Here is a 14,250-nt window from a genome sequence, read left to right as displayed (position 1 = left end):
CCTAAGCACCATTACACCAAAGGAAAGCTAAGATAGAAGATGGTTCCATTGTTTAATACTGATGTAAATTCAACTTTTCCGCCAGCGTTTTCTATAGCTTGCTTTACAAACGCCAAGCCCAAACCTGTGCCAGAAGACTTGGTGGTAAAATTAGCCCTAAAAATGCTACTGTGCAAACTTGGGTCAATTCCTTTTCCATTGTCTTCCACCTCTACAAAGGCTTGTTTTTCATCATTGGCAATATGTATTTTGATGACACATTTCTCCTTGCCATCGGCGGCTTCTATTGCATTCTTCAACAAGTTATTAAACGAACGTAACAGCTGATCCTTATCTCCTAGCACTAAAAGCTCTACATTACTTCTATTTAAGATGTGGATTTCGACATGGTCCATAGAACTGAAAACTTCTTTAGCCTGCTCAATAATTGGCACCAACGCAATGTGTTCCAATTTGGTATCAGGCATTTTGGCAAAGTTTGAAAACTCTGAAGCAATGGTAGCTAAACTATCAATCTGCTCAACAAAAGACTTATTAAAACTAGCAAACTTCTTCTCAAAATTTGGGTCCTTCTCCCTCCAAGATTTCTCCAACAATTGCACCCCCAACTTTAAAGGTGTCAGCGGATTTTTAATTTCATGCGCTACTTGCTTAGCCATCTCACGCCATGCACTTTCCCTTTCACTGCGAGCCAGCTTATTGGCACTAATTTCTAGCTCTGCAATCATCTTGTTATATTCCTTAATAAGCACACCAATTTCATCCTGTCGGTGCCAAACAAGTGGCTGGTTTGCCTGCCCCAATTTCGTTCTACGGATATTTTCCTGAATGAAGGTTAGCGGACTAGTGATCTGATTTGCCAAGAAAACAGCCAACACGCCAATCAACACAAAAACGAGTGCATATATATTAATTAAAGTATTGATGAACAGACCAATTCGAGCTTGGTAATCTTCCTCATTTGAATAATAAGGAATGCTGATATAGGCGATAGTTTGATTATCAGCGTTTCTTACCGGCGCATAAGCCGCAGCATAACTAAATGTTCCTATTTTTTCTGAAGGATTAATGAACTCTGATTTTTGTTGCACTGCCAATTGCATGTAAGCCGTTGGTCCCATTTTACGTCCAATAATACCCAAATCATATATTCTAGGCAAAGTAGTTAAATACAGATTACCGTTGATATCATACAAGTTAAGATAGATTCCATTGACGTCAGCAAACTGATTAAATTCAAATTGAGCTTCACTATTGTTGCTGATGGTTCCGGCCAAGGCAATTTGTTTTTCGTAAGCCAATTGTACCTTTCTAACCTTTTCTCTTACCTGTTCAGTTTGTTGCTCTAAATATTGGCTTTTGATGTTGAAAAAAGTCGTCCATCCAACAATTACCAAAGTAGCCACTACAGAAAGTACAATAGAAAACTGAATACGAGTTTTATAAAGGATTTTGTTGGCATTAATCATCAAATATCTGTTGATATTGAATATGCCTCCACGGCTATCGCTGATATTGATGACCAGCCAAACAATGATATATGCAAAAATTCCAAATATGATAAAAATAAGGAAGAAGAATGAAAGCGTAGCCAATCTAACGGTAAAATCTACCTTTTCTAAACTGATTACAACCAAGCGATTATTCGCAGGTTTGTATACCGCATGACTGTATGAATAATCAGCAGTATACTCGTTCATAAACTCAATCCTGTCGCGTTCACCTTTAAAATAAGTATTTACCATTGGGTAAACGTAACTACCAGACTGACTGAACAACTGATTTTCTTTATAAAAAGCCAATGAATACTTACTTAAATCTTCATCGCTTTTCAACTTACCATCTATTAATAAATCAGGGAAGAGTGTGTTATAATCATATGGCCTTGAGGTTAGCTCAACCACCATTGTACCTAGCAAGTTCCCGCCATCAAATACAGGTATGATACCAAAGTAGTTTTGGAAGCCGAAAGTATCGTTAACGCGATAAAAATAATTTGCCTGCTGCGCTTTTACCGCACCATATTTCACCAAGTTCTTATACTTGCTAATAGGTAAGCTTTCGGCACTTTTCAAAGATTGGTCGCTACTATTATATTCGAACATTTTGTATTCAAAACGCGACAAATAGCCATCCAAATAATTTTTAGAGATGTAATTATGAAAGTTTGTGGTTTGTATCAGCAGCGGCTGTTTAAAGTAACTAACTACCTGAGAGTCTAACGTTAAACCATGTTCCAAAAGCTCAATGGCATTCATCACTTTGGGATCATCTTGATACATTAGCTTATCTGCTATCCCAGCTCGGGTATTTCTCTCTTTTACATCTTCAAACCTAATGTATTTAATAGAAGTAATGGTAGCCATGCAAAGGAAGACAACCGCCATTACTGAAATAGAAAACCTACTATTTTGCATATGATTGTTGTAGGCAACCATGAAAATTAGCAGTGCATAAACTAGATAAAATACGGTATAATCTGTAGCTATTTTATAAATGGTAAAACCTAATACGATAAGTAGGAAAACGAATAGCTTTTCTCTAGCACCAACCGCAAACTGCTTCATCAGCACAACGATGGCATTAATCATCAGGTAGATATTTAGCCAGACCAAGCATAAAATGAATATACTTAACCAACTTACCCATCCCAAATTGATGATATTACTAATATTAAACTCGATTTTAGAATAGTAAACTAAACCAAAAAACAGATTTTCGGTCAAGAAACCTACCCACGACAACAATAATGCAATTAAAGCGAACAAGATGTAGTTCACTACTTTTATCTTCGCAATCCAGTTAGGCAACACATACATTTTTCTATGTGCATATACGAAAATCCATATCCAAGTAAAGGCCAACACATTCAAAAGCAAATCTCCCAATGAAGGAAGGAAATCGCTTTCTGCGTATATTGTAGGGTCAAATATCTTTAAATCAAACTGATGGTTAAACCAAAAATATTTAAGGTCTAGTATTCTAAAGGCTATAAAATAAACCGCAACGAGGAGCGTTCCGAGCAATACCTTGCCATGTTTGGCCAACCATAAACCACAAGAGTTTACAAATAAACTCACAAATAAAGTTCCTACCAACCACAGCCATAGCTCGGCAGAAGTAAAAATATTATCGGTATAGTTGTTACTTAGCTTTACGGTAAAAAGATAATCCTTGCTCAAGCTAAAGATCTCGGTAGTTTCTTTGTCTGTAAAAGAGGCTATCTCTAGCGTATTATTATTAAAAAGGCCAGGCCAAATTTCATTTTTTAAATATTGATTTTCTATTGCATACTGGGTTTTAACCGTCACAATAAAAACGAACATATATTCGCCTAAGGTCTTTTTAACTAGCTCGTAATAACCGTTTGAGAGCAACACAAATGAAGTTCCGTCCTTTAACCTATCTACATTTTTGGGAACAGCTTTGTAAGTACTCCAATACTCTAACTGATTATTTCTATAGACCAGTACATTGATTCCTGCGGGTCTATACGCAGAAGTAAAATTATTCGCTAAGTTTTCGTCTACACTAAACTTCTTAAGGTCTTCTAGCTTTGATGGGAATGTAAGGTAATCATAGATAATTCTTTCCCTTGCTAACAGATTTTCTTGCAGCTCGTTGGCTTCGTGCAACAACAGGTCTTTTTTAGTAATTGAATTGCGTAAGGAAATTGCTGTGATAAAACAACATATCCCTAGCAACAACATCAATAACCTAATTTTTAGTCCTGTATTCAAACTGAGCTGGCTTTAAAATATAAATATACAGAAATGGGGCTGTGTAAAAAGCAAAATCTTTATTTCCAACGTATAAACACAGAAAAAGCGATGATGTTATACATCTTTGAAACTTTTTCTGCCGATGGTTGATTTACCTTTAAACAGCCCCAATAAATATTGAAAAAACTAAACGATGCTTGCGCTGCTAGTTTGTACTTCTCTACTCACTTTTTTCACCAAGCCCTGTAATACATTACCTGGGCCAACTTCCACAAAATCGTTGCCACCATCAGCAATCATATTTGTTGCTGTTTGCGTCCATTTCACAGCTCCAGTTAACTGTGCAATTAAGTTTTCTTTAATTACCGCTGGATCAGCAGTTGGCTGTGCATTTACATTTTGGTAAATCGGGCAAACTGGCGCATTAATATTAGTAGCCTCAATTGCTGCTTGTAATTCTACTTTTGCTGGCTCCATCAATGGCGAATGGAAAGCACCACCTACATTTAATTTCAGAGCTCTTTTTGCTCCTGCTGAAGTTAATTGCTCACAAGCTTTGTCAATACCTTCAATACTACCAGAAATTACCAACTGCCCCGGGCAATTGTAATTTGCAGGTACTACCACCTCGTCAATTCCAGCGCAAATTTGCTCTACAACTTCATCAGCCAAGCCTAAAATAGCTGCCATGGTTGATGGTTGTACTTCACAAGCTTTTTGCATGGCATTAGCACGAGCAATCACTAATTTCAAACCATCTTCAAAAGATAAAGCGTTTGCCGCAACTAATGCAGAAAATTCACCTAATGAGTGACCAGCAACCATTTCTGGTTTAAAATCTTCGCCTAAAACTTTGGCTAAAATTACCGAGTGCAAGAAAATTGCAGGTTGTGTTACGTTAGTTTGTTTTAGTTCTTCGTCGGTTCCGCTAAACATAATGTCGCTAATACGGAAACCGATAATTTCATTCGCTTTTTCAAAAAGTTCTTTAGCCAGCGGACTATTTTCGTACAAGTCCTTGCCCATGCCTACAAACTGGGCACCTTGCCCCGGAAAAATATATGCTTTCATTTTTTTTAGATTTGAGATGTGAGTATTGAGATTTGAGACTTCATCCCAATAGTTAAACTCACGTATTACATTTATATTATTTGTTCCTACTTCTTACACAACACCATTCTAACACAGTTATCTATTATAGCTTTGTGTTCTTTGTGTCTTTGCGGTTTAAAACAATGATTAATGCAAATTCGCTGTAATCAACCTTAAAAACTCAGCACGGGTTTTGTCATTATTCAAAAATCCGCCAGTAAACGCCGATGTAGTAGTTACAGAATTTTGTTTCTGAACCCCACGCATTGCCATACACAAGTGCTTACATTCCATTACTACTGCAACTCCAGCTGGGTTTAAAGTATCCTGAATACAGTCTCTAATTTCGTTGGTTAAACGTTCTTGCACCTGTAATCTGCGGGCAAACGCATCAACCACACGAGGGATTTTGCTTAAACCTACAATGTGTCCGTTAGGAATATAAGCAATATGCGCCTTGCCGAAGAAAGGCAACATGTGGTGCTCGCACATCGAAAACACTTCGATATCCTTTACTACCACCATTTGGCTGTAATCTTCCTTAAACATTGCCGAACGCAAAATTTCCTCAGGTTTTATATCATAACCATGCGTTAAATATTGCAAAGCTTTAGCCACACGCTCAGGTGTTTTCAACAAACCTTCACGCTCTGGGTTTTCACCCAAACGCTCTAAGATATCTTTATAATGAACCGCTACAGAATTAATTTTATCATCATCATATCGTTCTATCTTCTGATAGCCCAATAATTCCTCATCATCGTGATCGTGGTTGTGTGCCATATTTAGATGCTATTAGCCGAAATACTCGACATAGTTGTTATCAGTTTCGTAAATTTTAATGCAGTGCAATTCTGCACCGCTTTCGTTAACATGCGGTTTCAAAATATCCCACACGGCAATTGCCAAATTCTCAGTCGATGCCAATTTACCTTTCATAAAATCAACATCAAGGTTCAAATTTCTGTGGTCTACCTTATCAATCACATGGGTGTTAATTACCTGTTTCAACCACTTCAAATCTACCAAAAAACCCGTTTCAGGATTAACCTCTCCTTTAACCGTTACATACAACTGGTAGTTATGGCCGTGCCAATTCGGGTTAGCGCATTTGCCAAAAACCGCCGTATTTTCATCTTCTGTCCAATCTGGTCTAGCCAGCTTATGTGCAGCGTTGAAGCTTTCTCTACGTGTGATATAAATCATTTTTTCAAAATAAAATGCAAATATACAGTATAAAGTCGAGAGGCAAAGGTTTGATAGGCGAAGATATACAGAAACAAAAAAATTGAGAATACTATTCTTTTTAGAAAAGCAATTATCAGTTTCCATAGTAACGTTAGCCCTGCTTTTCGTTGCAATCTTTTTGTGAACCGTTTATCGTCATTTCGAACGCATGTGAGAAATCCAGCATTTATATGGCACATGCTAGATTTCTCCTCGTACCTCGTCGAAATGACGTACAAAAAGTATTTCACTTCAATTGGGGTTTGCAAGCAAAAGGCACTACAAAAACTTTGTCAATCTTCTATGAATGACACAAATTAAGATTGACAAAGTTAAAAACCAACTTAGCACACAAAAAACATTGCCAAACACCAAAAAACTAAGCTTCCAAACAACAAAACAACCAAAAAATTATCGTTAATTAGCACAATGAAAATCCTAGTAGTGGCAGCCACCGAAGCAGAAATAGCAGCAACTTTAGCGCATTTCAACCTTACACCGAATAATTTTATCGAAACAGAAAAATTCGATGTACTGATTACTGGTGTAGGCATGGTAGCTACCGCATTTGCACTTGGGCAGAAGCTTAGCAGCAAATACAATTTAGTACTCAACGTAGGTATCGCTGGTAGTTTCGACAGCACTATTGAACTCGGAGAACTTGTTAACATCACTCAAGACACCTTAGCCGAACTTGGTGCCGAAGACCACGAAAACTTCATCTCGCTACCAAAAATGGGCTTTGGCGAGAATACTTTCTCTTCGTTTGCGGGCATAACAGACAATTTAGGCATAAAAATAGTAAAGGGTATTACCGTAAACAAAGTGCATGGAAATGCCCAAAGCATAGAAAACGTTACCCAATTATACCAACCTCAAACAGAAAGCATGGAAGGAGCTGCGGTTTTATATGCCGCTAAGGAATTAAATATTACCGTCCTACAAATACGTGCCATCTCTAATTATGTAGAACCTCGCAATCGAGAGAACTGGCAAATCGGTTTAGCAATGTCTAGTTTAAACGACTGGTTAACCAACTTTTTACACAACCACAGGTTTTAAAACCCAAACGCATTTATCTTTTTGAAAGTCGAATTGTCGCTGCTACCTATCCCCTTTGTTACTTAGCAAACAAACAAATGGCATATTTTTAGCGATTAGGAATGAACTCTATCTAAATTAGGATTAGTGTACATTCAATTACGATAAATCTTGGAAGAGACAATAGATAAGGCAGCAGAAATTACAGCACAACTGCAGAAGATTCGAGATTTTTTACGTCATAACGATGCTATTGTCGAGGAATTAAAGCACATCCTTAAATTAGCTAAAGATACCTGCAACAAACCCATTTCAATTATTTCGCTATCAGAAGATGGTAGCAGTTGGCTCAATTCTTCATCAGAAATAGAATTAAAATTAAATGATGCAGAACTAACATTTTGTAGGGCTGCTATCACTACGGACGAACCAGTAATCATAGAAGACACTACCAATCTTAGTAGGGCTTTTACGTTGGAAATCCCCGAAAACACAAAAATACGGTTTTATGCAGGGGTAGCACTTACTACCAATGATGGGATTAAGATAGGTACATTATGTTTAATTGATGTTAAAGCCAACCATCTCGACCATATCCAGCTTAGAATATTAAAGTCATTAGCTCAGCAAATCATGTATGTTATTGAGTCGAGGATGGTTGAAAAGGAGCTAAATAAGCGTTTACAAGAATTAGAGGAAAAAAACCAGTCTCTTCGGGCTATTGCACAGCTTCAATCACACGAAATAAGGCAACCATTTTCTTCAGTATTAGGGCTTCTAAACCTAGCGGAAATAGATGCTGTAGTAATGGACAAAACATGGTTGAAAATGATCACAGATGTGGCTAAAATCTTGGACACAAAAATCAGATCTGTTGTTCATGAGGCTACAGGCACTACAGATATTAAACTTTTTCGATACAACAACATGGTGGGCGAGATTGAAGACTACGCCATATTACTACTCGATATCCAAGGAAACGTAGAAAACTGGAACAAGGGTGCAGAAAAAATTAAAGGTTATAAAACAAGTGAAATTGTTGGAAGGAACTTTAGCATTTTCTACAATAACCAACAACAAATGGAACGCCTGCCCCAACAAATGCTGGAAACAGCTAGGAAATTTGGCGTGGCCAGAGACGAAGGATACAGAACTAGAAAAGACAATACAGAATTTATGGCACGTGTAGTGATTACTGCGGTACATAACGAGCGTAAAGAGATTGTAGGTTTCACCAAAGTAACTCGGGATATCACCAACGAAAAACCGCCTATAAAAGTTTCTGCTTAAACTTTGAACTCTAAATGACGGTAATTTAAATCTCTAGCTATAAATTTACCGCATGGAATTGACACTTGGTTTTTCGCCCTGCCCTAACGACACTTTTATTTTCGACGCCCTTATTCATGGAAAAATAGATACAGAAGGTTTAACCTTTAAGGTATTTTTTGATGACGTGGAAACACTTAATCAAAAGGCTTTGCGAGGCGAATTAGATATTACCAAATTGAGTTTTCATGCTTTTGCATATGTTGCAGAGCAATACGCTTTGTTAAATGCAGGCAGTGCATTAGGTTTTGGTGTCGGCCCATTATTAATCTGCAAAAAAGAAAATGCAGAGCGAATAGAAAGTCAACTGAAAACTGGAGATTGGAAACTGAAAACCGGAATTCCTGGCAAATACACCACCGCTAACTTTTTGTTGGGCGTAGCTTACCCAAACTTAACGGACAAGCAACAAATGGTTTTCTCCGATATCGAAGACGCCCTACTAAATGATGAGATTGACTTAGGTTTAATCATCCACGAAAATAGATTTACCTACCAAGCTAAAGGCTTACACAAAGTGATAGACTTGGGTGCTTATTGGGAAGATTTTTCAGGTTGTGCCATTCCACTGGGTGGAATTGTAGTGAATAGAAAACTACCTGTCGAAATTCAGGAAAAAGTAAATCGTTTAGTGAAAAAATCAGTAGAATTTGCTTTTGCCAATCCAAAGTCTGGAATTGAGTTTATACGTGAGCATGCACAGGCTATGGAGGAAGAAGTGATGTATAAACACATTGAATTGTATGTCAATCAATATTCTGTAGATCTAGGCATAGAAGGAAGAAAAGCAATCGATACTTTGTTTGACATTGCTACCAAAAATGAGGTAATTCCAGCAATTGGAAAAAGTTTGTACGTTTTGGATTGAAGAACAAGGAGCAACGAATAGAGATTAACCGCAATAGCCCCTGCAGCGCAAACTTCAATTGAATTTTAAAACCTGCGTTAAATAAACCTGGCTGAAGTGGAAATAATTTTTTGCCGCGTCATTTCGAACGCAGTTAGAAATCTGTTACATAAAAGCATTTAACTCTGAGATTTCTCTCTGCATTCGAAATGACGGAAAGAGCACCCAAAAAATATTATAACGTAAAACGGGGCTGATTTTTAATAGTACCAGTATTACTGATTTTCGAAAAATTGTGAATTTACAAAAACTGGCAACTGTAAACTACCTACTGATTACAAGGCCCTTCTGGAATATCTTTAAGTACTTTAAGCACTTTGGTTACTACCATTGTAGAATCGTAGCCACCTGTTACGGTAGAAGTATCAGACTTTACCAAATGTGCTTCTACCTCAATATAGACTGGTGTATAAGGCTTTTCGAAACCTAAATTTGCATACTGTAATTCTAGATTTTTAGCACTGTCTGCCACCCAATACTCGCGGCCTTCATCACAGTCGGTAAAAGATTTCACTTCTGGTCCGAAGCTATACAGTCCTTTTAAGGTAATAGATTTATCTTTTTCCTGTCCAGCGTCCTTATTATTATTATTACAAGCCCACAAGAAACTTACCGCTAACAACACTCCACAAACTAATTTATTACGACTACACATAGGCTAAAGATCTTGATTAATACGATCTATCTTTTTAACACTTAAATTTGATGCCAAACCTGCAGCTATAAAAGAAAAAAAGCTAACAGTAACAAATACCAACACAAAATCTTTCCACTTTAGAGCGATTGGGTAAGCATTAGAGAGCATGAAATTTGCGTCGCCCATTTTTACCCACCCAAAATGTTGTTGAAGCAGGCAAAAAATCAATCCGATTACTATGCCAAAGATACAACCTGTAAGTGTTATCATCATCCCTTCGGCTAAAAAAATTCTTCTAATTAATCGCTTTCCTGCTCCCAAACTGCTCAGCACCGATATATCTTTTTGCTTATCGATGACTAACATGGTTAACGAACCGATGATATTAAAAATTGCAATAATCAAAATAAAAGTAAGGATAATGTAGACCATCCATTTTTCTGAACCTAATACATTGTACAAGGCCTGATTTTGTTCAATTCTGTTTTTTACTACATAGTTACTGCCCAAATCTTCGGACACCTGTTTTTTAAAAGCTTCGGCATCTACGTCTGGCTGTACATTAATTTCGATAGCAGATAAATTTTTAGCCTCGCCCAGTAATTCTCTTGCAAAACTTAGCGGCACAATGAGGAGGTTATCAAAATCTTGCTGTATTTCGAATATTCCGGCAGGAGATATACTCAGCATGGTAAAATCATCCATCGGATTAACAGCGTTGCCTGTGGCTCCTTTCTTTGGAGAATAAATCTGCAATTGTTCAAAAGGATCGGCGGGATTAGTATCTAAAAATGCCTGCAAAGCTGACCCAACTACAGCCTGCGGTTGACCGATTCTATTTTCCAAAACAAAAGTACCGTCTACCATAATGGTATCCAAGTTCTTGTTCTTCAAGAAATCGCTGCTTACTCCTTTTACTACCGCAGGTGTTTGTTTAGAACCGTATCTTACCAATGCATTTTCTGCCAAAACTTCGGTAAGAGAATATACCTTTTCGCTCTTCTTTAATTGGTTAAAATAAACCGTATTTGGATCGAAAGTTTTGCCTTGTGCAGGAGCAATAACAATTTGTGGTGTAATGCTATTAAAAATTTTCAGCACCATATCCTCAAACCCATTAAAAACGGAAAGGATGATAATTAATGCGGCACTACCTACCATTACACCCAACATCGAAATTGCTGATATGATGTTGATAGCATTGGTAGACTTCTTAGCGAAGAGATACCTACGAGCTATGTAAAAGGCGGTGTTCATGTTGTAAAGATAGGGAAAAGGTGTATGCTTAGCCCACCAAAAATGGGTTATTTACTTTCTCATAACCAATGGTAGTACTTGGGCCATGCCCAGGAAAAACTTCGCAGTCATCTGGCAATACAAAAACATTAGTTTTGATGCTTTCTATTAATTGCTGATGGTTGCCACCTGGCAAATCTGTACGGCCAATGCTACGGAAAAACAAAACATCACCTCCGATTAAGAAATTCTCTGCCTTTGCATAAAAACACAAGTGCGCCGGAGAATGACCAGGTGCAAATACCAACTCCAACTCGCTGTTACCAAATGATACGGTACCAGTTTCTTCCAAAAACACTTCTGGCTCTGGTGAAACTTCATATTGGAAACCCATTTGTGGGGCATAACTCACTACTCGATGCAACAATGGCAGCTCGCCTTTATGAAATTGAGGCTTCAACCCCCATTGATCAAACACAAACTTATTGCCCAATACATGGTCGATGTGGCAATGTGTATTCAGTAACAGTACTGGCTGCAGCCCTTTTTCTGTAATGAAATTTACCAATTCGTTCTGCTCTCTTCCCTCGTACATTCCTGGGTCAATAATTACGCATTCTGCAGTTTCATCGAACAAAACGTAGGTATTTTCTTGGTAAGGATTAAAAGTGAATTTTTGTAGATTAATCATTTTGAATTACGATTTTAGATTTACGAGTTACGCTTTTTGCTTCTTGCTTTCTCGCCCCTTTGGGGAGAGATGCCGAAGGCAGAGAGGGCCTATTTCTTCCACTGAAACGTTTCTATCAGCTTATCAATATCCTGTTTGATAAACTTAACCACTGGCTGAATAGAATCATATTGAGGGCGTTCATTAAAATACAGTGCTCCACGTAGGTAATGGTTGGCACTATCGGTTAAGAAAAACTGAACTGAAGAGGCCGTATTTCCAGCGATGCTATAATAAACGCCATACACTTTTTTATCGGGATAGTTGATCATACGTTGGTCGATAGCATCTGCCTTAATGGTATGTTTCATTGCCAAAGTACGAGCATTCTCCGTCATCTCATTATAGGTTTTAGGAGAAAAAATATCGTAATAAGTGATGTGCAAAGTTCCATTAAACTGCGTGAAGTCTAAATTCTTCCAGCAAGGTGCAGCATTTTTATCTGTATCATCGGTAAGTTTCGCATAAGTTGGATAGCTAAAACTATAAGCGCAGCCCTCGTTAAAAACCTGATACTTTTTTTCTGGAAAATTGATACGAAAATATCCCTTCGGCTTAGGCGTTGATACCTTTTCATTATTGCATGCGGTTAATACAGCTGCAAACAATATCAGCAAAAAAAATCGAATTGATAAACTCATAATGATGTGGTGATGTGAGAATTTGATAACGTGATAACGCTTGAAATACTAGTCAATTACATTATCAAATCATCGCATCTGCTAATTATCAAATTTGTTCGTTCCAAATATCCCAAGAACGCTCTGCTTGTAAATGTAGCATTTCCAAACCGTTTTTAATGGTTCCACCTTGTTCTTTTACCCTAGTTAAAAAAGCTGTTTCTTCTGGATTATAAACCAAATCATAAGCTAAATGCTTTTCGCTTAAATGTTGGTAAGGAATTGGCGGAAACGAATCTACATTTGGAAACATCCCCAATGGAGTAGTATTTACCAAAATGGTGTATTCGTCCAATACTTCTTTAGTAACACTAGAATATAAAACCGCGTCTGGCTGTGCATTTCTAACTACAGAAATAAATGGGATACCTAACTGATTGAATACATATTTTACCGCTTTTGCAGCGCCACCATCTCCAAAAATCAACGCTTTGGTATGATGAGGTTTCAACAAAGGTTTCAATGATTCTTCGAAACCGTAAACGTCTGTATTGTACCCTTTCAGATACGGTTTTTCCCCCGATTGGTCTATGGCGATACAATTTACCGCTCCAATTTTCTCAGAAGCATCATCTAGTTCGGTTAAAAAAGGCAACACACTCACCTTATGTGGAATAGTTACATTAATGCCACATAGCAATGGGTCGGCCTCAATTAAATCTAGTAATTCTTTAGCCTGAGGAATAGGGTGAAGTTCATATTTGCAATCTTCAATACCTTCTGCCTTGAATTTATCAGCAAAAAATTGCTTAGAAAAAGACGCAGAAAGAGGGTAGCCAATTAAGCCAAAAGTTCTCATATCGTAAAAGCACAACAATCCACACTAATTAGCATGGATTGTTAAAATATCGGTTATTATTTGTTCAAAAAATAGTCAAAAGTATCGCCACGCAAACCAAGACGAATAGTTTCTAAAGGTATTACTTCTGCAGGGGCAATATTGCCCAAGTTTACGTTAGTACCAATTAACTTGATGAACCATACTTGTTGTTCTTTTTGTGGAGCTTCCCAAATGATACGCTCGTCGGGTATTTGAGTCAAAATCTCATCCACTAATCCTTCTCTTACCTCTCCCGTACCACGATAAATACCTACGTTTCCACCTTCTCTAGCTTCGGCAATAACCTTCCAAGAACCAGCTTCAATTTCGGCCTTCATTAATTGAATCCACTTATATGGTGCAAAAATCTTAGTTGCGTCCTTAGAACCAACTTCAGAGATTACGGTTACTTGTTTAGCCAATTTAGCAATATACTCGCACTTTTCTTCGTGAACAATATCCATCGAGCCATCAGAAACTTCGGCATATTCCATTCCAAATTCATCTAATACTCTTTGGTAATCTTCAAACTGATTTCTGATCGCAAATGCTTCGAACAAAGTACCTCCAAAATAAACTGGAATACCAGCACTACGGTACAAAGCTAATTTCTCTTTTAAATTTGGCGTTACATACGAGGTAGCCCAGCCTAGTTTCACAATATCTGTATGCGTACCGGAAACTTCTAAGAAATCTTCAACCTGCCTTAAACTTAAGCCTTTGTCCATTACCATGGTTAATCCCTTTTGGCGTGGCTTTTCTGTACGTTCAGGAATGTTGTGTAAAGTATAATTCATCTATTTCGTTATTGTGCCTCCATCAAAAGATG

General features: G+C 37.6%; 13 protein-coding genes. 3 read left to right on the top strand and 10 right to left on the bottom strand.

What is annotated here, in order from left to right; genetic code table 11:
* Positions 1 to 11: 11 nt before the first annotated feature.
* The 4 genes from CRO54_RS19450 to CRO54_RS19435 all read right to left on the bottom strand — a co-directional run bounded on the left by CRO54_RS19450 (position 12) and on the right by CRO54_RS19435 (position 6,020).
* On the bottom strand, positions 12 to 3,740 hold the full coding sequence (locus tag CRO54_RS19450) for a sensor histidine kinase (protein WP_240775144.1): 3,729 nt from the start codon (positions 3,738 to 3,740) through the stop codon (positions 12 to 14).
* Positions 3,741 to 3,908: 168 nt separating this feature from the next.
* A complete protein-coding gene (gene fabD / locus CRO54_RS19445; RefSeq protein ID WP_097133737.1) occupies positions 3,909 to 4,793 on the bottom strand; it encodes an ACP S-malonyltransferase in 885 nt (294 codons plus the stop codon).
* Between the two features lie 168 nt (positions 4,794 to 4,961).
* A complete protein-coding gene (folE, locus tag CRO54_RS19440) occupies positions 4,962 to 5,597 on the bottom strand; it encodes a GTP cyclohydrolase I FolE (protein WP_097133736.1) in 636 nt (211 codons plus the stop codon).
* Positions 5,598 to 5,609: 12 nt separating this feature from the next.
* On the bottom strand, positions 5,610 to 6,020 hold the full coding sequence (locus CRO54_RS19435) for a 6-pyruvoyl trahydropterin synthase family protein (protein ID WP_097133735.1): 411 nt from the start codon (positions 6,018 to 6,020) through the stop codon (positions 5,610 to 5,612).
* Positions 6,021 to 6,470: 450 nt separating this feature from the next.
* Here CRO54_RS19435 and mqnB point away from each other — a divergent pair, with 450 nt between their 5' ends.
* The 3 genes from mqnB to CRO54_RS19420 all read left to right on the top strand — a co-directional run bounded on the left by mqnB (position 6,471) and on the right by CRO54_RS19420 (position 9,279).
* A complete protein-coding gene (mqnB, locus tag CRO54_RS19430; protein WP_097133734.1) occupies positions 6,471 to 7,103 on the top strand; it encodes a futalosine hydrolase in 633 nt (210 codons plus the stop codon).
* 150 nt (positions 7,104 to 7,253) lie between these two features.
* Positions 7,254 to 8,372: a PAS domain-containing protein gene (locus tag CRO54_RS19425; RefSeq protein WP_097133733.1), complete on the top strand. Its 1,119-nt coding sequence runs from the start codon at positions 7,254 to 7,256 to the stop codon at positions 8,370 to 8,372.
* A gap of 52 nt (positions 8,373 to 8,424) precedes the next feature.
* Complete coding sequence (locus CRO54_RS19420; RefSeq protein WP_097133732.1) at positions 8,425 to 9,279, top strand: 1,4-dihydroxy-6-naphtoate synthase; 855 nt, start codon at positions 8,425 to 8,427, stop codon at positions 9,277 to 9,279.
* 307 nt (positions 9,280 to 9,586) lie between these two features.
* On the opposite strand, the gene CRO54_RS19415 is transcribed toward CRO54_RS19420, so the two are convergent.
* The 6 genes from CRO54_RS19415 to CRO54_RS19390 form a co-directional block, all read right to left on the bottom strand.
* A complete protein-coding gene (locus CRO54_RS19415; protein ID WP_097133731.1) occupies positions 9,587 to 9,973 on the bottom strand; it encodes a hypothetical protein in 387 nt (128 codons plus the stop codon).
* 3 nt (positions 9,974 to 9,976) lie between these two features.
* Complete coding sequence (locus CRO54_RS19410; protein WP_097133730.1) at positions 9,977 to 11,212, bottom strand: ABC transporter permease; 1,236 nt, start codon at positions 11,210 to 11,212, stop codon at positions 9,977 to 9,979.
* Between the two features lie 28 nt (positions 11,213 to 11,240).
* On the bottom strand, positions 11,241 to 11,882 hold the full coding sequence (locus CRO54_RS19405; protein ID WP_097133729.1) for an MBL fold metallo-hydrolase: 642 nt from the start codon (positions 11,880 to 11,882) through the stop codon (positions 11,241 to 11,243).
* Positions 11,883 to 11,971: 89 nt separating this feature from the next.
* Positions 11,972 to 12,562, bottom strand: coding sequence for a gliding motility lipoprotein GldD (gene gldD / locus CRO54_RS19400; RefSeq protein WP_097133728.1), 591 nt, complete (start codon positions 12,560 to 12,562; stop codon positions 11,972 to 11,974).
* 88 nt (positions 12,563 to 12,650) lie between these two features.
* Positions 12,651 to 13,400 carry a shikimate dehydrogenase family protein gene (locus tag CRO54_RS19395; protein ID WP_097133727.1) on the bottom strand — a complete coding sequence of 250 codons (750 nt, stop codon included), beginning with the start codon at positions 13,398 to 13,400 and terminating at the stop codon, positions 12,651 to 12,653.
* A gap of 56 nt (positions 13,401 to 13,456) precedes the next feature.
* Entirely contained in the window at positions 13,457 to 14,218 is a 762-nt protein-coding gene (locus CRO54_RS19390; protein WP_097133726.1) for a phosphosulfolactate synthase, read from the bottom strand.
* Positions 14,219 to 14,250: the final 32 nt, after the last annotated feature.

This window comes from Pedobacter xixiisoli (assembly GCF_900215335.1).
In the GTDB taxonomy this organism is placed as follows: domain Bacteria; phylum Bacteroidota; class Bacteroidia; order Sphingobacteriales; family Sphingobacteriaceae; genus Pedobacter; species Pedobacter xixiisoli.
The sequence above is the reverse complement of the archived record's forward strand: the minus strand, read 5'-3'. Positions and strand labels throughout refer to the sequence as shown.